The sequence below is a fragment of the Pseudomonadota bacterium genome (assembly GCA_016195085.1).
Classification (GTDB): domain Bacteria; phylum Pseudomonadota; class Alphaproteobacteria; order SHVZ01; family SHVZ01; genus JACQAG01.
Genome location: JACQAG010000012.1, coordinates 24,813 through 42,673, shown reverse-complemented (window position 1 = coordinate 42,673; position 17,861 = coordinate 24,813). Strand labels below are relative to the sequence as shown.

Below are 17,861 nucleotides of genomic sequence, written 5' to 3'. Positions count from 1 at the left end.
CGTTCGAGGCTCACAAGAAAGCCGGGTTCTTCCACCCCTGAATGCCATCGCAGAAGTACATATCACCATAGCTCGTGCCGTGCATCTTGTGCCATGGCATATCCCAGACGTTCACCCATCGGTTCTGGACGAAGGTCGCTTTGATTGCGCGCTCGATGTCCTCGCCATGGGTGCCGACATGGACGCGCTTCACTTTGCGATTGAGCATGTCCATGCTGTCGGCGATGATCGCCAACTCCGCGCCTTGGACATCCATGTCGAGCAAATCCACGCGCGAGCGGTCGCCGAGAAGGTGAGACAGCGGCGTGGTCGGGACTCGAATGAACACCTGCCCCTCTGCCGCAGGACTCTCATAGTATTCGAGGTCGGGGAAGAGCTGGTTCAGGTCGGTCTTGAGATTGACACGCTGGAAGCCGGAGCCGTCCGGCTTCTTCAGGCGTGCACCATAGTCGTGATCCTGATTGCCAGGCCAATTGGCGTTGTAGATGGGGAACATCACTGGTTCGGCGCCGTCGGAAACCGCGCCCCAGAGTAATCTATGGGTGGCGGTGTCGAGGCCATTGTCCTTGAAGTTCTGCTCCAGCCAACGGAAGCGGGTCGGGCTCGCCTCGACCGCAGTGAAATGCGCCGCAAGGCCCGACTTGGTCTTATGACGTCGGATCGCCGCGGCCGCATTGACCAACCATCGGCCATAGCCGGCGCCGAGCTCCATCATGACGAAATCGCCCTCGGCCTGATCGATCGCCTCCAAGGTGTCGATCCATTCGAAATAATCTTCGCTCAGCATCTGCGGCAACGACGGATCCGGGTCGGTCTTGAGCGCTCGACCGCTGACACTGAAATTCAATGTCTGCAGTTTTGGAATCGGCGGCATAGCCGCCTCATACTCGTTTCTGGTCTTCGCGCCGACGAAGTTATCGACGAACGTCCCATCGGTCTTTTGCGGCGTCCGCACGAATCGTTCGAAGATCGGATGATGGGCCGGGGCCAACGCTTAGATCCTTCGCCGCCTGAAACGAACTACCGAGACGCGTGCGCCAATATGCCAAACGTTGTCCTAATCTGCTATAATCTATAACAAATGGAGTGTGTTGTCGTCGCCGAGGCGACTTCGGCGGAGCCACGCGACCGAGAATGGGATTGCTGCCTCAGGGGACGATTGCTCGGTGACAACCCGCGATGCGCTTCGGCAGCGGTTGTCATTGGAGCCCAGCCATCTCGATGCCATCGTCGCCTACTGCTTGAGCACCTTGAATGCGGGACGTTTCTCTGACTGCCGGACGATGGCCGAGCGCGCCCTCGCGATCTCTCCAGATAATTATCTGGCGTTGTTTTCGCTGTTTCACGCCCTTTCTCAACAGAACCATACCGAGACTCTATTCTTGGTGGCGAAGAAATTGTTTGCCCTGGACCCGGCCTCAGAATCGTCATTTTATTCAGTAATACAATATCATATAGTAAAAATATCCAAGCATAGCTTGAGCAAGCTGGAGTTAGCGGTATTTTTCGCTTGGACGATGCGGTCCGTTTCCACCTATGGGCTGCGCGATTACAGCGCCCATTGCCTTACCTCCTGGTTTCGGGACCGCATCGATGCACGCCGCCTAGCGGACATTTTTCATATTTTGGGCACGACGTCTAACAGGACCCTCGAAACGGCAAGATCAAAAAACGGCACGATCAAATATCTAATTACCGATGACTCAACCCGCTACATCGGAGAAATGGCCGCGCTGTTCGACTATCTTCATAAAATGTTCCGCTTGGGTCGTCTGCCGAAAGGGGACATCCACGTCCTCGCCGACGCGGCGCCGATCTCGAATCCAGCGGCTTTCGACCTTTGGTCTGCATCGGTGAAGCCGATAACCGCGGCGGGAATTGCCGCTGCCGGCGAGGAGAACTTCGTGCGGCTCAACACGACTTATCTTCCCTACGGCAAGAGGTATTATCTCAAGACAGTTGTGTATTGCATCATTCAGAGAGAGTGGGAAAGGAAGGGTCTTCGTGGTCTACTAAACAAGAATGCAAATATCCGTGGTGAAGACGAATTTTCTAAGCTCCTGGCCGAGAGAGGATGGACGCGCGACGACAAAATCGTCTGCCTTCACATCCGCGAGGATGTCTTTAATCGAGACACGGTCAACCGGGAAACTCAAAGATTTCGCAACTCCGATCCGAGAAAAATTCAATCATCGCTGCTGTATCTGACACGGCAGGGCTACAAGATTATTAGGATCGGAGCTCAAAATACGTTTGTGTACGAGGCGATGGACGGTTTTTTTGACTACGCCAATAGCGGAAAGAGATCACCCGAATTGGACGTGGAGATTCTTCGAATTTGTAGCTTTTACTTTGGCAGCGAGTCAGGCCCATTCTCCCTCGCCATCGCCTTCGACAAGCCCTGTTGCACCATCAACCTTGCGCAGCTGTCCTACGGGGTGATGCCGGGACGATGCGTCTATTCGACAAAACTATTCCTGAATAGGATCAGCAATAGAATTGTGCCAATGTCTTATCTATTGCACGCGCCATTCCGTTACATCAGCGATCAGAGAGTATTGGACGACCACAATATTATTGCAATCGAGAATAGTGCGGAAGAGGTGTTGATGACGGTCAAGGAATTTCTTCGCAGGTTGGCACGGGACGATTTTCATGACCCTTCGTCCTTTGGTCAGCAGCAAAGACAAGCGTGCAAAATATTTAAAAGAAACAGAGTAGTCTCCAATGGTCTGCTCTGCGAGGATTTCCTTCGGAAATATCAATATTTTGTTGCATAAAGTGACCGTGATAACAGCAAGGCGCCTTTGACGACTGGTTCAAGCCAGCGGCGAAGAGAAGATGGAATTTACCCAAGGCGTTCTCGATGAATTGTCTTCCCGTAGAGACTACTATCTCTCGGCTTTGGCTGTTTTTGTGAATTTTGGCGTTCTTATTTGGATGTATTGCGACGGTATCGGGCTCGGCCAGCGCCGCATCCTGACCGGTTGAAAGGCGGCGAATACGTGCCGAACGCATCATCAGGCGATCGCCCAACTGAGGAGCCCGCGTCGAGTCCGCATGCAAGCATTGCGGATTATGAGAAGGATTCCCTGCATTTCCTGCCGCTGGCCTCCTTGCCCCTGAAAACCATCGGCTTGCGGAAGTGGCGATTGACCAAGAATGTTCGTCTCGAGACCGTGATCGAGGTGTTCAGCGTCGACAACAAGGTCAGCGGGCAGATCACGGTCGAGGACCTTCCTACGTACTTCGACAGCAGCGCACAGCTGCTCGACGATCTGAGCGTCCTCAGGCGGCTCGCCGTGATGGCCAGCTTCGATGTCTACACCATGCGCATTCAGCTGCGCCGGCTTGGCATCGCGGTGACGTCGACCGAACATCTCCAGCTGTCGAACGCCAAGAAGCAGAAGCTCGTGGAGTTCATGCGCGTATTCACCTTGCCGCTGATTCAGAAGGTGTATGGCGGCGGCGACCACAAGATTACGGATTTCGACCAGCTCGTGGGCTTGTTTTCGCACCCCGACCGGACCGAGGCGTTGCACAATTTGCAGATCCTGGCACAACGGATGCGCATTGGCTTGGCGGAGATCCCGACGTTCCTCGAGGAATACGGCGACGTCTTTCTCTCGATGGCCTACTACCGGAGCATCTTCGAGCATATCAAGCCGAAGCTGACGGATTTCGTCGCATGGACGCGGGAGACCGCGGAAGGATCGCGGTTTCGCGTCGACACCGGCTTCCAGCAGAAATGCGAGGAAATGCTCGACGCGCTGGACCGTATCGGCAAAGCCACAAGCGGCTTGCTCGACAGCTTCGATGCGACCGCGAAGGTGTTTTGGGATGACATCAACATGAACGCCTTCGGCGATCTTCGCGATGCGGTGACGCGGCAGCATGACATCATCGGCGGCATCCTCTGCGGCCTCGACGTGAAGACCCTGACCTGGCAGGAGCAGTTCGTCGGCAGGCGCACCAGCCTGGAGAAGCGGGCGAATTTCATTCTTTCGGATATGATGCCGGGGCTGGACACGATCATGCGACTGGCCAGCCTGCATCCACGTCCGTCCGTCGAGCCGCCGCCCGCGCCAATCGTGTCTGGCTGAGATCCGGTCGGCCGCCATCAATCCCGGCCGCGACGGCTGCACCGCGCTCCAGATCGCCAACGTCTCGGGGCACAAATCCGCGACCGTGACCCGGATCCTCGAGGTCTATCTTCCCTGGGATTCCACCCTGGCGCGGGCCGCCATCACCAGGCTGGACGCCTGGCGCCGGGAGACAGGGCGGCAACGAAAGTCTGAAAAGTGAAGCTAACCCGTTCCCGCTAAAGTCTGAAAAGTGGTGGGCTGTGCAGGACTCGAACCTGCGACCCGCTGATTAAGAGTCAGCTGCTCTACCAACTGAGCTAACAGCCCGTCCGCTCGGGAGGGCGGGGGTATAGCAAAGCCTCACCGCCTTGTCGAGGGCGGGCGCCCCACGCTGCGTCATCCTTTCGTGGTCGACGCTCCGGCGAGCCTATCGACGGGTCCACGACGCAAGATGTCGCGGGTCTGCGCTTCCAGCAGAATATCGCGGGCGATCGGCGCTGCTGCGCTGGCGCCGCCCATGCCGTGCTCGACTACCACGGAGCAGCAATAGGCCGGCGCCTGCACCGGCGCAAAGGCGATGAAGAGCGCGTGGTGGCGGTCCTTCCAGGGCCATTTCTTCTGGTCGAAGAGCTTGTGGTCGCGCTCATACTGGGTGATGCGCTTCACCTGGGCGCTGCCGGTCTTGCCGGCCATGTGCATCGAAGGTTCGGCGATACGCTGATCCTTGTTGCGCGCCGTGCCATGCACGATGTCGTTGGAGACGGCGTCCATGCCGGCGCGGATCACGGCGAGGCTGGCCGGGGAGATGCCGAGATCGGGCGCTTCCTCGATGACCTTTTCGGCCACCCGATCGCTGCCGATGAGCTCGCGGGTGAGGCGCGGTACCACCGCACGGCCGCTGGCAATCCGGGCCGCCATCGTCGCCAGCTGCAACGGCGTCACCGTGATGTAGCCCTGGCCAATGCCGAGGTTGACCGTGTCGCCGGGCTGCCAGGCCTCGCCGGTCGACGCCCGCTTCCATTCATTGCTGGGTATAAGCCCCGTGCGCACGCCGGGAAGATCGAAGCCGAGATCGCTCCCGAGCCCGAACCGGCGGGACATGGCCGAGATGCGCTCCATGCCGACCCGCCGCGCCACATCGTAAAAGTACACGTCGCAGGATTGGCAGATGCCTTGCAGCATGTCGAGGCTGCCGTGACCTTCGTGCTTCCAGCAATGGAAACGCGTCGTGCCGAGCTCGAAATGCCCGGGACAAGAGACCCGGTGCGAGGGCGTGAGCAGGCCGCTCTCGAGCGCCGCCAGCGCGGTCATCGTCTTGAAGGTGGAGCCCGGGGGATACTGTCCGGCGATCGCCTTGTTGTTGAGCGCCTGGCGGGGATGGTTGAGCAGGTCTTGCCATTCCTGGCCAGTCAAGCCGCGGGCGAAGGCAGCGGGATCGTAGCTGGGATGCGAGGCCAGTGCCAACACTTCGCCGTCGGCGACGCTCATCACCACCGCCGATGCGCTCTCCTGTTTGGCGAGCCGGGCCATGACCAGGTTCTGCAGGCCGATATCGAGGGTGAGGCCGATGGTGCGTCCGGGCTTGCCTTCGTCCCGGCTCAGCTCTCTGATCACCCGGCCGAGCGCATTGACCTCGACCTGGCTGGTGCCGGCGTTGCCGCGAAGATCGAGATCGTGGAAGCGTTCAACGCCACTCTTGCCGATGCGGAGCTCCGGCAGCTCCAGAAGCGGGTCGCCGGTCAGCTCCTGCTCGGAGACCGGGGCGACATAGCCAACGACATGGGTCGTCGTCTCGCCATAAGGGTAGCTGCGCGTGAGACCCGCTTCGATCGAGAGCCCAGGCAGCTTGAGCGCGTTCACCTCGATCCGGCTCACTTCCTCCCAGGAGAGATTGTCGCGCACCAGCACCGGCACGAACGACCGCTTGCGCTTGGCCTCGCGCAAGATGCGCCTGCGGTCCCGCTCGGCGAGCGGAATCAGCTCCGAGAGCGCATCCAAGCTGAGATTGATGTCGGCGGTCTCTTCGGCCACCAGCACCACGCGGTAGTTCTGCTGATTGGATGCGATCGGCGTGCCATGGCGATCGAGGATGAGGCCGCGTGGCGGCGCCAGCAGCCTGAGATTGATGCGGTTGTCCTCGGCCAGCTTCTGGTAGCGGTCGCTCTGCAAGATCTGCAGGTAGTACATGCGCCCGACCAGCGTGGCCAGCAGTGCCAGCTTGCCGCCGGCAATCAGGCTGGCGCGGCGGGTGAACAGCCGCGAGCGATCCTGCTCCTTGTCGTTCCACTTCATCGGACTAATGCACCAGGTAGCGGTGGACGCGCACCAGCGCCCAGGCAAGGCATGGAAACAGCACGATCGTCGCCAAGGTCTGGAAGATGAGGGCGCGCGGCGGCACCAGCGCGCTCAAGAGGATCGAGTTGAGCAGCCAGGCGATCGCGGCGGCACCCAGCCCGATCACCAGAAGCACCATCCAAGCCAGCACGAAGGGCTTGCCGAGGAGCGCCCGCCTCTGGCTCAAGGATGTGCCGTAGACGAAGAGATAGACAAGCGAGCTGACGCCGATCGGCGTGCCCGCGAGCACGTCCTCAGCCAGGCCGAGGGCGAAGACGGCGACCGCCGGCAAGAGGTCGGGGCGATAGACCGCCCAATAGAAGACCGCGATCATCGGCCCGGCCGGTGCCACCAGAGGCAGGCCGGGGACGGAGAAGGGAACGACGCCGATGAGCACGAGCATGAGGATGGTAAGGACCGGTGTCGATCGCCTGCCCCAGACGTCGAGCCAATGGGCGATCGCCGGCGTCATCGCTTCGGCCGGCCGCGCGGCACCTCGGTGGTCACGCTCGGCGCGTCCAGCTTGAAATCGACCAGCCGCACATATTCGAGCCGGGTGAAGTCCACATAGGGCTGCACCCGGATGCCGCTGTCCGGGGAGTCGATCACCACGCCCACGGGAATCCCCGGCGGGAAGGCGCCCCCGTCGCCCGAGGTGACGATGCGGTCGCCCGGAACCGCCCGCGCCGTGGCCGGCAGGTACATGAGCCTCGGATGTTCGCCGTTGTCGCCGGTGAGCATCGCCCGGTCGCGGCTGGCCTCGATCAAGACCGGGATGCGGCTGTTGAGATCGGTCAGCAGGATCACCCTGGCCGCGCGCTCGCCCACCTCGGAGACCCGGCCGACCAGCCCTTCGGCGGTCAAGACCGCCTGGCCGCGCTCGGCGCCGGCGCGCCGTCCGGCATCGACCAGGAGCGAACGCACGAACACGCCGCCGCCATCGGCCACCACGCGGCCGGTGATGAAATGCGCCGGCGGATCGATGACCAGGCGCGAGAGCTGCCGCAAGGCGTTGTTCTCGGCTTCCATGCGCCTGGCCACGAACTGCCACTGGTTCAGCCGCTCGTTCTCGACCTTGAGCTCATGGTTCTGCTGGCGCAGCTCACCCAGCTCGCGCATGGTCTGCAGCACGTCGGCCACCCTGGCCGCCGGCTCGGAGAGGAATGCCAGGATCGGCGCCACGCCGTCGGCGACGGCCGCGCGCAACCGATCGATGAGGATGATGTCGGCCTTGCCGACGACCATCAGGCCGAAGGTGCCCAGCACCAGAAGCAGGAAGGCAAAGCGCTGCGCCAAGCCGCGCAGCGGCTCGGCGATGCGGGTGAACGAACGTCGGACCGGCGGCTGCACCTTCGCTCCCCCGTCAGCGAGGGGAAGGAGACGGTGCCTGTTCCTGGATCACCCCCGCCCCTCCTTGGTTAGTACGAACCGATGAGGACGCTGCGCAGCGTCTTCATCTCCTCGAGACAGCGCCCGGTGCCGAGCGCCGAGCCGATTTCCTTCTTGATGCGCTCGGCCGAGCCTTCGCCGACGAGCAGATTATGGTTGCGGCGGATATAGGCGATGATCGCCTCGTCCATCTTGTCGCCGCCGACGCGCACCGAGCGCGAATAGACGATGCCGCCCAAGGACAGGACCGCGACCTCGGTGGTGCCGCCGCCGATATCGACCACCATCGATCCCGTCGGCTCGGTCACCGGCAGCCCGGCGCCGATCGCGGCCGCCATCGGCTCCTCGATCAGGTACACCCGCCTGGCGCCGGCGCTCTCGGCCGATTCCTGGATGGCGCGGCGCTCGACCGCGGTCGAGCCCGAGGGCACGCAGACGATGATCTGCGGATTAGCGAAGGAGCGTCGATTGTGCACCTTGCGGATGAAGTGCTTGATCATCTCCTCCGCCACCTCGAAGTCGGCGATGACGCCGTCGCGCAAGGGACGGATGGCGGAGATGTTGCCCGGCGTTCGCCCGAGCATGAGCTTCGCCTCGTCGCCGACCGCGAGCACGGTCTTCTTGCCGCGCACCGTGGCGATGGCGACGACGGAGGGCTCGTTCAGCACGATCCCTCTTCCCTTGACGTAGACCAGCGTGTTGGCGGTGCCGAGATCGATTGCCATGTCCGCGGACAGCATTCCCAAGAGCCTGGAAAACATGTTCTTCTAGTTAGTCCTTCCTCGTTTCGTCCGACCCTCGGCCGCTGTCTGCCCCCGCCCCCTAGCCTTGGAGACGCGTCGGCTCAGGCGGTGAGCGCCTCCGGCTTGTGCTTCTGGCGCTTGACCAGGAGCTTGTTGAGCGCATGCACGTAGGCGCGGGCGGCGGCGACGAGCGTGTCGACGTCGGCGCCCTGGCCGTTCACGGATTTGCCGTTCTCCTCCATGCGCACGGTCACCTGCGCCTGGGCATCGGTGCCTTCGGTCACCGCATGCACCTGGAACAGGGTCAGCCGCGCTTCATGCGGGTAGAGCTGCTTGATGGCGTTGAAGGTGGCATCGACCGGCCCGTCGCCGGCGGCCTTGGTCGCTTTGAGCGCGCCGTCGACCATGAGCTCGAGCTCGGCGGTTTGCGGTCCCTTGGAGCCGCAGACGACCTGCAGGCTGACGAAGCGAATGCGATCGTTCGTCCGCACCACCTCGTCGTCGACCAAGGCCACGATGTCCTCGTCGAACACATGGCGCTTCTTGTCGGCCAGGTCCTTGAAGCGCGCGAAGGCTTCCTTCAGCGCATTGTCGCCCAGCTCGAAGCCCAGCTCCTTCAGCTTGGACCTGAAGGCGGTGCGGCCCGAGAGCTTGCCCAAGACCAGTTTCGAGCGGTTGAGGCCGATGGACTCCGGCGTCATGATCTCGTAGGTCTGGGCGTTCTTCAGCATCCCGTCCTGGTGGATGCCGCTCTCGTGCGCGAAGGCGTTGGCGCCGACGATCGCCTTGTTCGGCTGCACCACGAAGCCGGTGATGGTGGAGACCAGGCGCGAGGCCTTGGTGATGAGCTCGGTCTTGACGCCGGTCGTATAGGGCATGGCGTCGGCGCGGGTGCGCAGCGCCATGACGATCTCTTCCAGCGCCGCATTGCCTGCGCGCTCGCCCAGCCCGTTGATCGTGCATTCGACCTGGCGCGCGCCGGCGTTGACGGCGGCCAGGGAATTTGCGACCGCGAGCCCCAGATCGTTGTGGCAATGCACCGAGATGATCGCCTTGTCGATGTTGGGTACGCGGTTCTTCAGCATGGCGATGAGGCCGCCGAACTCCTCGGGCACGGCATAGCCGACGGTGTCGGGGATGTTGATGGTGCGCGCACCCGCCTTGATCGCGCTCTCGACGCAGCGGCAGAGGAAGTCATGCTCGGTGCGCGAACCGTCTTCCGGGCTCCATTCCACATCGTCGGTGTAGCGGCGCGCGTGGCTCACGCTGTCGATGACCGCCTGGTGCACCTGCTGGGGCTCCATCTGCAGCTTGAACTTCATGTGCAGAGGGCTGGTCGAGATGAAGGTGTGGATGCGCTTGCGCCGGGCCTGCTTGAGCGCCTCCGCGGCGCGGTCGATGTCGCCGCGCGCGGCGCGCGCGAGACCGGCGACGGTCGAGGCCTTGATCGTTTCTGCGATGCGCCTGACCGCCTCGAAGTCGCCGTTGGAGGAGATCGGGAAACCGGCCTCGATCACATCGACGCCCATCTCTTCCAAGACGAGGGCGATGCGCAGCTTCTCATCGAGATTCATCGAGGCACCGGGCGATTGCTCGCCGTCGCGCAAGGTCGTGTCGAAGATGACGACGCGGTCTTTGTCTGGCGTCGCGGAGATCATTGCGGGAGGTCCTTGGGCCGATTGGGGTTGCTGTTCACGCTAGCCATCACACCCCTGAACACCTGTCGCATCGCATGGCGAACGGTGGCGCTCAGGGGCGGCTAAGTCGCAGCAGCCCGAGCCCGAAGAGACGACGGCACCGCAGGGTTGCAGGGGCAAACCGACACACGGCGCGGCGATCGGCCCGCACCGCGTCCACGCTACTCCCTTCGAACCCATAGGTTCGCACCGTCCATCCCCTTTCAAAGCCGCCGAGACCGGCGGACCGGAGCCACCGCAGCGGCTCGGGTCTCGAAGCGCGAGACCATGCCCCCCGAAGGACACTGCCCGACGCGCGGCGCGGCAAGCACATGTGTACGCTTTTCGTGCCTGCGCTCGCAACGTTTTTGTGTGGTGTATCCGCTACTTTGCGCGTTTTTTTCATGCAGACGCGAAGGGTGGTGCGCGAATTCCGTTTGGCGCTCGCGCCACACCCCGGCGGCCGGCGAATCACCACAGCCGCATCCTCGCCACCGGCGACGGCCGCTGCGGCGAGGGCGATAGGCGCCCAGCGGCTAGTTGCGCGTGCGGTCGACCAGGCGGTTCTGCTTCAGCCAGGGCATCATGGCGCGGAGCTTCTCGCCGACCTTCTCGATGTCATGCTCGGCGGAGCGCCGGCGCATCGCTTTGAAGCTGGGTTGGCCGGCATTGTTCTCGAGCACCCATTCCCGGGCGAACTTGCCGGATTGGATCTCGCCGAGCACCCGCTTCATCTCGGCTTTGACCGCGTCGTTGATGATGCGCGGGCCGCGGCTGTAGTCGCCGTATTCGGCGGTGTTGGAGACGGAATAGCGCATATTGGCGATGCCGCCCTCATAGATGAGGTCGACGATCAGCTTCACCTCGTGCAGACACTCGAAATACGCCATTTCCGGCGCATATCCGGCCTCGACCAGGGTCTCGTAGCCGGCCATGATCAGGGCCGTCAACCCGCCGCACAGAACGGTCTGTTCACCGAATAGATCGGTCTCGCATTCCTCCTTGAAGGTGGTCTCGATGACCCCGGCGCGGCCGCCGCCGATGGCAGACGCGTAGGAGAGACCGATCTCCTGGGCATTGCCGGAGGCATCCTGGGCGACCGCGAGCAGGCAGGGAACGCCGCCGCCGCGCGCATATTCCGCGCGCACGGTGTGGCCCGGGCCTTTCGGCGCCACCATGAAGACGTCGAGATCGGGCCGGGGCTCGACCAGGTTGAAATGGATGTTGAAGCCATGGGCGAAGGCAATCGCCGCACCCTTGCGCATGTTTGGCTTCAGGTCGTCGCGCCAGAGCTGCGCCTGGTGCTCGTCCGGCGTCACCACCATCATGACGTCGGCCCATTTCGCCGCTTCGGCAGGCGTCAGCACCTTGAAGCTCGCCGCCTCCGCCTTCTTGGCGCTGGCCGAGCCGGGCTTAAGCGCGATCTGCACCTCCTTGACGCCGGAGTCGCGCAGATTGAGGGCGTGCGCATGCCCCTGGCTGCCATAGCCGATGATCGCGACCTTCTTGGTCTTGATCAGGTTTACATCCGCATCGCGATCGTAATAGACGCGCATGGTGGTCTCCTTCCTATCGATTCAGATCGGCTTTGGGCCGCGGCTGATGGCGACGATGCCGGTGCGGCTCACATCGACCAGGCCCAATGGCTGCATGAGGTTGATGAAGGCATTCAGCTTCTCGGTCGAGCCCGTCATCTCGAAGACGAAGCTCTCGGTGGTGGAATCGACCACGCGGGCGCGGAAGACGTCGGCGATGCGGAGCGATTCCACCCGCTTCTCGCCGGTCCCCGCCACTTTGATGAGCGCCATCTCGCGCGCCACATGCGGGCCTTCGATGGTCAGGTCGCGCACCGCATGCACCGGCACCAGCCGATCGAGCTGCGCCTTGATCTGCTCGATGATCATCGGCGTGCCGGAGGTGACGACGGTGATGCGCGACAGCCGCTTGGCGGCTTCGACCTCGGCCACCGTAAGGCTCTCGATGTTGTAGCCGCGGCCGGAGAACAGCCCGATGACGCGCGCCAGCACGCCCGGCTCGTTGTCCACGAGCACGGCAAGCACGTGCGTGTCGATCTTCACTTGGGTCATCGTCGCGAACCGAGGGACGGTTCCGGCCAGGCGTTTCCGCCTAGACCAGGACCATCCCTTCCTCGGAGGTGGGTGTCACAGTCTGCTCATCGGGCCCGAGGATCATCTCGTTGTGGGCGGCACCCGAGGGGATCATCGGGAAGCAGTTCTCGCGCTGGTCGACCTGGACGTCGACGATGCACGGCCGCTTCGCCTTCAGCATCTCGGCGATGACGTCGTCGACCTCGCTGGGCTTGGTCGCGCGCAAGCCGACACCGCCGAAGGCCTCGGCCAGCTTGACGAAGTCCGGCAGCGCCTCGGTGTAGCTCTCGCTGTAGCGGCCGCCATGGATCAGCTCCTGCCACTGGCGGACCATGCCCATCCATTGGTTGTTGAGGATGAAGACCTTGACCGGCAGCCGGTACTGCACGGCCGTCGACATCTCCTGGATGTTCATGAGGATCGAGGCCTCGCCGGCGACGTCGATCACCAGCGCGTCGGGATGGGCCATCTGCACGCCGATGGCGGCCGGCAGGCCGTAACCCATGGTGCCGAGCCCGCCCGAGGTCATCCACCGGTTCGGCTTCTCGAACTTGTAGAACTGCGCCGCCCACATCTGATGCTGGCCCACCTCGGTGGTGATGTAGGTGTCGAGATCCTTGGTCGCCGCATAGAGGCGCTGGAGGGCGTATTGCGGTTTGATGATCGTCTTCGAGCCGCGGTAGCTGAGGCAGTTGCGCGCCCGCCAGCCGTCGATGGACTTCCACCAGTCGGCGATGGCGCCGCCGTCGGAAGCGGCCTTGGTCCGCTTCCAGCACTGGATCATCGCCTCCAGGGTCTCGGCCACGTCGCCCACCACCGCCACGTCGACGCGGACGTTCTTGTTGATCGAGGAAGGGTCGATGTCGATGTGGATCTTCTTCGAATTGGGAGCAAAGGCGCTGAGCTTGCCGGTGACGCGATCGTCGAAGCGGGCGCCGACCGCCAGCATGACGTCGCAGTGGTGCATGGCGAGGTTGGCCTCGTAGGTGCCGTGCATGCCGAGCATGCCGAGAAACAGCGGGTCGGACGCGGGCAGACCGCCCAGCCCCATCAAGGTCAAGGTGGTGGGAAAGCCAGTGAGATGCGCGAACTGGCTGAGCAGCTCGCTCGCCCGCGGGCCGGAATTGATGACGCCGCCGCCGGCATAGATGATCGGCCGCTTGGCCCGGCTGAGCAACGCCACCGCCTCGGCCACGCGGTCGGCCTCGGGCTGGCGCCGGGGCCGATAGCTCCTGTGCTCGATCGCCTCGGGGCCGACATAGGGCCCCTTCGCCAGTTGAATGTCCTTCGGCAGGTCCACCACCACCGGGCCCGGGCGGCCGGAGCGCGCCACATAGAAGGCCTCGTGCATGGTGCGGGCGAGGTCGTTGATGTCTTTGACGAGGTAGTTGTGCTTGGTGCAGGGCCGGGTGATGCCGGTGGTGTCGGCTTCCTGGAAGGCATCGTTGCCGATGAGATGCGTGGGCACCTGGCCGGTGAGGCAGACGACCGGGATCGAATCCATGAGCGCGTCGGTCAGCCCGGTCACCGCATTGGTCGCACCCGGCCCGGAAGTCACCAGCACCACGCCGACCCGGCCGGTCGAGCGCGCATAGCCCTCGGCCGAATGCACGGCACCCTGCTCGTGGCGCACCAGGACATGGCGGACCGAGTTGGTCTTAAAGAGCGCGTCGTAGATCGGCAGCACCGCCCCGCCGGGATAGCCGAACATGACCTCGACGCCCTGGTCGACCAGCGCCTTGAGAACGATGTCGGCACCCGACATCGGCTCGTTGGAAGCGGTCACTTTTGGGGCGGGGCGATCGGCCATGGCACGGAGTTCCTGCGGAATTGCCCCGTCGACTGGGCCGAAAATCGGCCGGAGTCCGGGACTTTTGGCTGCGCAAGCGCGGCCCTAGGGAGGGCGAACCTAGTAGCTCAATCCCCTGGGGTCAACAGAAACTGACGAATTTTCGCAAAGATTTCCGGGGGCAGACTTTCGTAATATTGCTCCAAGAGGATCGTGGCCGGGAGGGGCTGGTGGCGGAACCAGGTGACCTGCCGCTTGGCATAGCGGCGCGTCGCTGCCTGGGAAGCGGCCAGCGCCGCATCCAGCGAGACCTCGCCGGCAAGGTGCCGGCCGAGATCCGCCACGCCCAAGGCCTTCAAGGCCGGCATCGCCGGGCTCAAGCCCAATGCCATCAGGTCGCGCACCTCTTCGAGCGCGCCCTCTTCCAGCATGCGGGCGAGCCTGGCATTCGCGGCCGCGTACAAGGCGGCGCGGGGCGGCATGATGAGAAGCGTCATGAAGGCGTGCTCGCCAGGCGCCTGCCCTGCCTCGCTCTGCCAATCGGCGAGCGAGCGGCCGGTCGCCTCCAGGACCTCGGCCGCCCGTATCTGCCGCTGGCGATCGCCCGGGCGAATCCGGCCGCCCATCACCGGGTCGCGGGCGGCGAGCTCAGCTTGGAACGCGGCGGCGCCGATCGCCTCGTAGCGCCGGCGCACGCGGTCTCTGACCTCGGCCGGGATCGGAGGGATCGGCGCCAGGCCCTGGGTCAGCGCCCGGAGATAGAGCCCGGTGCCGCCGGTCACGATCGGAAGCTGCCCGGCCGCCTCGGCTGCGGCAATCTCGGCCAGCGCCAGCCTCCGCCAGCTTCCGGCCGAGCAGAGCTCGCGCGCCGAGAGCACGCCATAGAGACGGTGCGGGGCGCGGGCGAGCATCGCTTCCGTCGGCCGCGCCGTCAGCACACTCAGCTCGCGGTAGACCTGCATGCTGTCGGCGTTGATCACGGTACCGCCCAGGGACACGGCCAGCGCGACCGCGAGACCGGACTTGCCGCTCGCCGTCGGCCCGGCAACGATGAGGATCGGCCGTCGCCCCGCCGATGGCGGGGTGGACTTGCGGTCGGGCTCTCGGCTATCCCTCGCCATGCCTTCGATCCTCAGCCTCATCGCCAATCCGGCCAAGCCCGTTGTCGATTCCCATCTGGCCGAAGCCGCCCGCGAAGCCCTCGCGGCAGCCGGCAGCCGCCCTGGCGAGGCGCGTTGGCTCGCCCCCGGCATCGCGCTCGATCTGCCCTTCGCCGCCGCTGCGCCGGAGCGGAGCCTGGCGGCGGTGCGCGCAGCGCTCGGCGAGACCCCGGTCGATGCGAACCTGATCGAGGCCGCCGGAAGGCGCAAGCGCCTGCTCATCGCCGACATGGATTCGACCATCGTCACCACCGAGACCCTGGATGAGATGGCGGCCTTCGCGGGCTTGAAGGAGAAGATCGCGGCGATCACCAGGCGCTCGATGAACGGCGAGATCGATTTCGCTGCGGCGCTCCGCGAGCGCGTGGCGATGCTGGCGGGCCTGCCGGTGACCGCCCTGGAGAAGACCCTGGCAGCGACCGAGCTCACTCCCGGCGCGCGCGCGTTGGTGCAGACCATGCGCCAGCACGGCGCCTTCACCGCCTTGATCTCCGGCGGGTTCACCTTCTTCACCGGCGCCATCCGCCAGCGCTGCGGTTTCCATGTCGATCGCTCGAACGTGCTCGACATAGCCGACGGCAAGCTCACCGGCCGTCTCGCCGCCCCGATCGTCGATCGCGACGCCAAGCTTGCCGCGCTCCAGGAGTTCACCCTCGCGCACGGACTGGCCGGCGATGCGAGCCTTGCGGTCGGCGACGGCGCCAACGACCTCGCCATGCTCGGCGCCGCCGGCTTCGGCGTCGCCTTCCGCGCCAAGCCCATCGTCGCCGCCGAAGCCCGGCTCGCCATCAACCACGGCGACCTGACCGCGCTTCTCTATCTGCAGGGCTACAGGCAGGACGAGTTCAGGGAGTGAGGCCGAAAGGCGATATGCGCCTTTCGTCTCCGTCGTCCGCTTGCCATGTCACCGCCGCACGGGGAATGATCGCCCAGCGGTTGCAACTGTGGCGGGTGGCATCATGGCGTTCGATCTGACGACGCTCGATCTGGTCGCGCTCGCCTGGCTGGTGCTCGGCTGGAGCGGCTATACGATCCTGACCGACCATAGTCTTGACCCGGGCGCTCACTAGCTTCAACGGCGGCTTGCGCGCCTATTACTTCGCGCTCGCCGCCATCGGCTGGTTCGTGCACCCGGCGTTGTCGATCCTCGCCACCACGGTGATGCTGGCCGTCCTCATGCTCCGCCAGCACGGCAGCCGCGCCGCGCGGTCGATCAAGCAGCTCGCCGACACGCTCGAAGGCGACAAGGCGCCACCGCGTTGAGCTCCTAGTCTTACTGTGCCATAAAATTCGCATCGGCGGGCCCGTTCCAACCCTAAGATCGGCGCGGCGCGCGGGTCGCGGCGCGCTCACGACGGGTTGCCGTCGCGATCCGGCCAAGGTCGGCCGCCTCGCGATATTGGGGAATCTTCCCACGGACTGCCGTGTCGACGGACCAGGAAAGTATCGCCATGACGGCAAAGCTCGGGGTCGGACTTCTGGGAGCTCATACTTGGGCGGAAAAGGCGCACCTTCCCGGGTACGCGGCGGATGATCGCGTCGATCTCGTTGCGATCTGCGACATCGAAGTCGAACGGGCGAAGGCAATGGCCGCTCGCTTTGGTGCCAAGCGCGTGTACAGCGACCACAGGGAACTGCTGGCCGATCCGGGCGTGCAGATGGTCGACGTATGCACCCCGACGCATACCCATTTGCAGCTGAGTCTCGATGCGATCGCCGCGGGCAAGCACGTGCTATCGGAAAAACCGCTGGCAACCGAGGCCGACGCGGCGTTCGGAGCCTGGCGCGCCGGCGATGCCAAGGGCGTGCGGACCAAGCTCGGCTTCACCTTCCGCTACTCGCCGGCGATGCGCCAGGTCAAGGAGTGGGTGGCGGACGGTACCCTCGGCGAGATCTTCCACATCCACGGCTTCGAGCAGAATTCGCAGTTTCTCGACCCGCAGTTCCCGTTGCGCCAGGTCCCGCCCAATGCGCCGGGCGACAAATTGATACCCGCCTCGGTCATCGGCTACGGATCGCATCTCGTCGATCTCATGCGCTGGATCGGCGGCGAATTCCAATCCGTCGCCAGCACGATGCGGAACTTCATACCAGAGCGACAGGTGCGCGGCAGGGCAGGGCTGCAACGAATCCCCGTCGAAGACGGCACCGTTGCGATCATCGAGTACGCGAACGGCGCGCAAGGCTTGCTGCAATCGAGCTACATCGCCGTCGGAAACTACCCCGGCGTCGAAATCCGCGTATACGGCTCGAAGGGTGCGGCCATTGCCCGGCTGATCACCGAATTCGGCGTCGCGGAGACGCTGCACTTCGCCCGTTCAGACGCGGTCGAGTTTCGCCCCATCGCGGTGGCGCCCGAGCGTTTCCCGCCGGGAACGACGATCAATACGCCATGGCGAGAGCTCTACTATCGCAACCTGATCCGCCATTTCGTCGCCGAGATTCTCGATCGCAAACCGGCGGAGTGCACCTTCTTCGACGGAGCGAAGAGCCAGGAGATCGTAGACACGATCATCCAAGCGCATTTCGAGCGGCGCTGGGTAGAGATCCCGAGGATGCGCGGGTGAGCGAGAGCGA

Annotated in this window: 16 protein-coding genes and 1 tRNA gene; 6 read left to right on the top strand and 11 right to left on the bottom strand. The window is 63.9% G+C overall.

Features of this window, described 5'->3' with window-relative positions; all coding sequences use genetic code 11:
- Positions 1-10 precede the first annotated feature (10 nt).
- Positions 11-991 carry an FkbM family methyltransferase gene (locus tag HY058_03380; GenBank protein ID MBI3496328.1) on the bottom strand — a complete coding sequence of 327 codons (981 nt, stop codon included), beginning with the start codon at positions 989-991 and terminating at the stop codon, positions 11-13.
- 175 nt (positions 992-1,166) lie between these two features.
- Here HY058_03380 and HY058_03375 point away from each other — a divergent pair, with 175 nt between their 5' ends.
- The 3 genes from HY058_03375 to HY058_03365 all read left to right on the top strand — a co-directional run bounded on the left by HY058_03375 (position 1,167) and on the right by HY058_03365 (position 4,103).
- Positions 1,167-2,780, top strand: a complete 1,614-nt coding sequence (locus HY058_03375) for a TIGR04372 family glycosyltransferase (GenBank protein ID MBI3496327.1) — start codon at positions 1,167-1,169, stop codon at positions 2,778-2,780.
- A gap of 61 nt (positions 2,781-2,841) precedes the next feature.
- Positions 2,842-2,991, top strand: coding sequence for a hypothetical protein (locus tag HY058_03370; GenBank protein MBI3496326.1), 150 nt, complete (start codon positions 2,842-2,844; stop codon positions 2,989-2,991).
- Positions 2,988-4,103 (top strand): hypothetical protein, encoded by a 1,116-nt coding sequence (locus HY058_03365; protein MBI3496325.1) that lies wholly within the window; start codon positions 2,988-2,990, stop codon positions 4,101-4,103. Before HY058_03370 ends, HY058_03365 begins: the two co-directional genes overlap by 4 nt.
- Positions 4,104-4,336: 233 nt before the next feature.
- Here HY058_03365 and HY058_03360 read toward each other — a convergent pair.
- The 10 genes from HY058_03360 to miaA form a co-directional block, all read right to left on the bottom strand.
- Positions 4,337-4,412 (bottom strand) — tRNA-Lys (locus HY058_03360).
- A gap of 69 nt (positions 4,413-4,481) precedes the next feature.
- On the bottom strand, positions 4,482-6,377 hold the full coding sequence (gene mrdA / locus HY058_03355; GenBank protein ID MBI3496324.1) for a penicillin-binding protein 2: 1,896 nt from the start codon (positions 6,375-6,377) through the stop codon (positions 4,482-4,484).
- A 4-nt stretch (positions 6,378-6,381) separates the two neighbouring features.
- On the bottom strand, positions 6,382-6,891 hold the full coding sequence (gene mreD / locus HY058_03350) for a rod shape-determining protein MreD (GenBank protein ID MBI3496323.1): 510 nt from the start codon (positions 6,889-6,891) through the stop codon (positions 6,382-6,384).
- A complete protein-coding gene (gene mreC, locus HY058_03345; protein MBI3496322.1) occupies positions 6,888-7,769 on the bottom strand; it encodes a rod shape-determining protein MreC in 882 nt (293 codons plus the stop codon). Before mreC ends, mreD begins: the two co-directional genes overlap by 4 nt.
- 68 nt (positions 7,770-7,837) lie before the next feature.
- Positions 7,838-8,569 (bottom strand): rod shape-determining protein, encoded by a 732-nt coding sequence (locus HY058_03340; GenBank protein MBI3496321.1) that lies wholly within the window; start codon positions 8,567-8,569, stop codon positions 7,838-7,840.
- Between the two features lie 83 nt (positions 8,570-8,652).
- A complete protein-coding gene (locus tag HY058_03335; GenBank protein MBI3496320.1) occupies positions 8,653-10,209 on the bottom strand; it encodes a 2-isopropylmalate synthase in 1,557 nt (518 codons plus the stop codon).
- Between the two features lie 554 nt (positions 10,210-10,763).
- Positions 10,764-11,783, bottom strand: a complete 1,020-nt coding sequence (gene ilvC, locus HY058_03330; GenBank protein ID MBI3496319.1) for a ketol-acid reductoisomerase — start codon at positions 11,781-11,783, stop codon at positions 10,764-10,766.
- 21 nt (positions 11,784-11,804) lie between these two features.
- Positions 11,805-12,314 (bottom strand): acetolactate synthase small subunit, encoded by a 510-nt coding sequence (gene ilvN, locus HY058_03325; protein ID MBI3496318.1) that lies wholly within the window; start codon positions 12,312-12,314, stop codon positions 11,805-11,807.
- 40 nt (positions 12,315-12,354) lie between these two features.
- A complete protein-coding gene (locus tag HY058_03320) occupies positions 12,355-14,100 on the bottom strand; it encodes an acetolactate synthase 3 large subunit (GenBank protein MBI3496317.1) in 1,746 nt (581 codons plus the stop codon).
- 152 nt (positions 14,101-14,252) lie between these two features.
- The gene (gene miaA / locus HY058_03315; GenBank protein ID MBI3496316.1) at positions 14,253-15,245 is read right to left on the bottom strand and encodes a tRNA (adenosine(37)-N6)-dimethylallyltransferase MiaA; all 993 of its coding nucleotides are present in this window, start codon (positions 15,243-15,245) and stop codon (positions 14,253-14,255) included.
- Between miaA and serB the strand changes: the two genes are divergently transcribed.
- The 3 genes from serB to HY058_03300 all read left to right on the top strand — a co-directional run bounded on the left by serB (position 15,244) and on the right by HY058_03300 (position 17,851).
- Positions 15,244-16,140 (top strand): phosphoserine phosphatase SerB, encoded by an 897-nt coding sequence (gene serB, locus HY058_03310; protein ID MBI3496315.1) that lies wholly within the window; start codon positions 15,244-15,246, stop codon positions 16,138-16,140. The two genes, miaA and serB, sit on opposite strands and share 2 nt — an antisense overlap.
- A gap of 194 nt (positions 16,141-16,334) precedes the next feature.
- Positions 16,335-16,547 (top strand): DUF599 family protein, encoded by a 213-nt coding sequence (locus tag HY058_03305; GenBank protein MBI3496314.1) that lies wholly within the window; start codon positions 16,335-16,337, stop codon positions 16,545-16,547.
- A 188-nt stretch (positions 16,548-16,735) separates the two neighbouring features.
- A complete protein-coding gene (locus tag HY058_03300) occupies positions 16,736-17,851 on the top strand; it encodes a Gfo/Idh/MocA family oxidoreductase (protein MBI3496313.1) in 1,116 nt (371 codons plus the stop codon).
- Positions 17,852-17,861 lie beyond the last annotated feature (10 nt).

Bases quoted from the DNA above. Each gene is read 5' to 3' on its own strand.
- HY058_03300 (MBI3496313.1), top strand. From the start codon at position 16,736: ATGACGGCAAAGCTCGGGGTCGGACTTCTGGGAGCTCATACTTGGGCG.
- serB (MBI3496315.1), top strand. From the start codon at position 15,244: ATGCCTTCGATCCTCAGCCTCATCGCCAATCCGGCCAAGCCCGTTGTC.
- HY058_03320 (MBI3496317.1), bottom strand. From the start codon at position 14,100: ATGTCGGGTGCCGACATCGTTCTCAAGGCGCTGGTCGACCAGGGCGTC.
- HY058_03335 (MBI3496320.1), bottom strand. From the start codon at position 10,209: ATGATCTCCGCGACGCCAGACAAAGACCGCGTCGTCATCTTCGACACG.
- mrdA (MBI3496324.1), bottom strand. From the start codon at position 6,377: ATGAAGTGGAACGACAAGGAGCAGGATCGCTCGCGGCTGTTCACCCGC.
- HY058_03340 (MBI3496321.1), bottom strand. From the start codon at position 8,569: ATGTTTTCCAGGCTCTTGGGAATGCTGTCCGCGGACATGGCAATCGAT.
- mreD (MBI3496323.1), bottom strand. From the start codon at position 6,891: ATGACGCCGGCGATCGCCCATTGGCTCGACGTCTGGGGCAGGCGATCG.
- miaA (MBI3496316.1), bottom strand. From the start codon at position 15,245: ATGGCGAGGGATAGCCGAGAGCCCGACCGCAAGTCCACCCCGCCATCG.
- HY058_03370 (MBI3496326.1), top strand. From the start codon at position 2,842: ATGGAATTTACCCAAGGCGTTCTCGATGAATTGTCTTCCCGTAGAGAC.
- ilvC (MBI3496319.1), bottom strand. From the start codon at position 11,783: ATGCGCGTCTATTACGATCGCGATGCGGATGTAAACCTGATCAAGACC.
- ilvN (MBI3496318.1), bottom strand. From the start codon at position 12,314: ATGACCCAAGTGAAGATCGACACGCACGTGCTTGCCGTGCTCGTGGAC.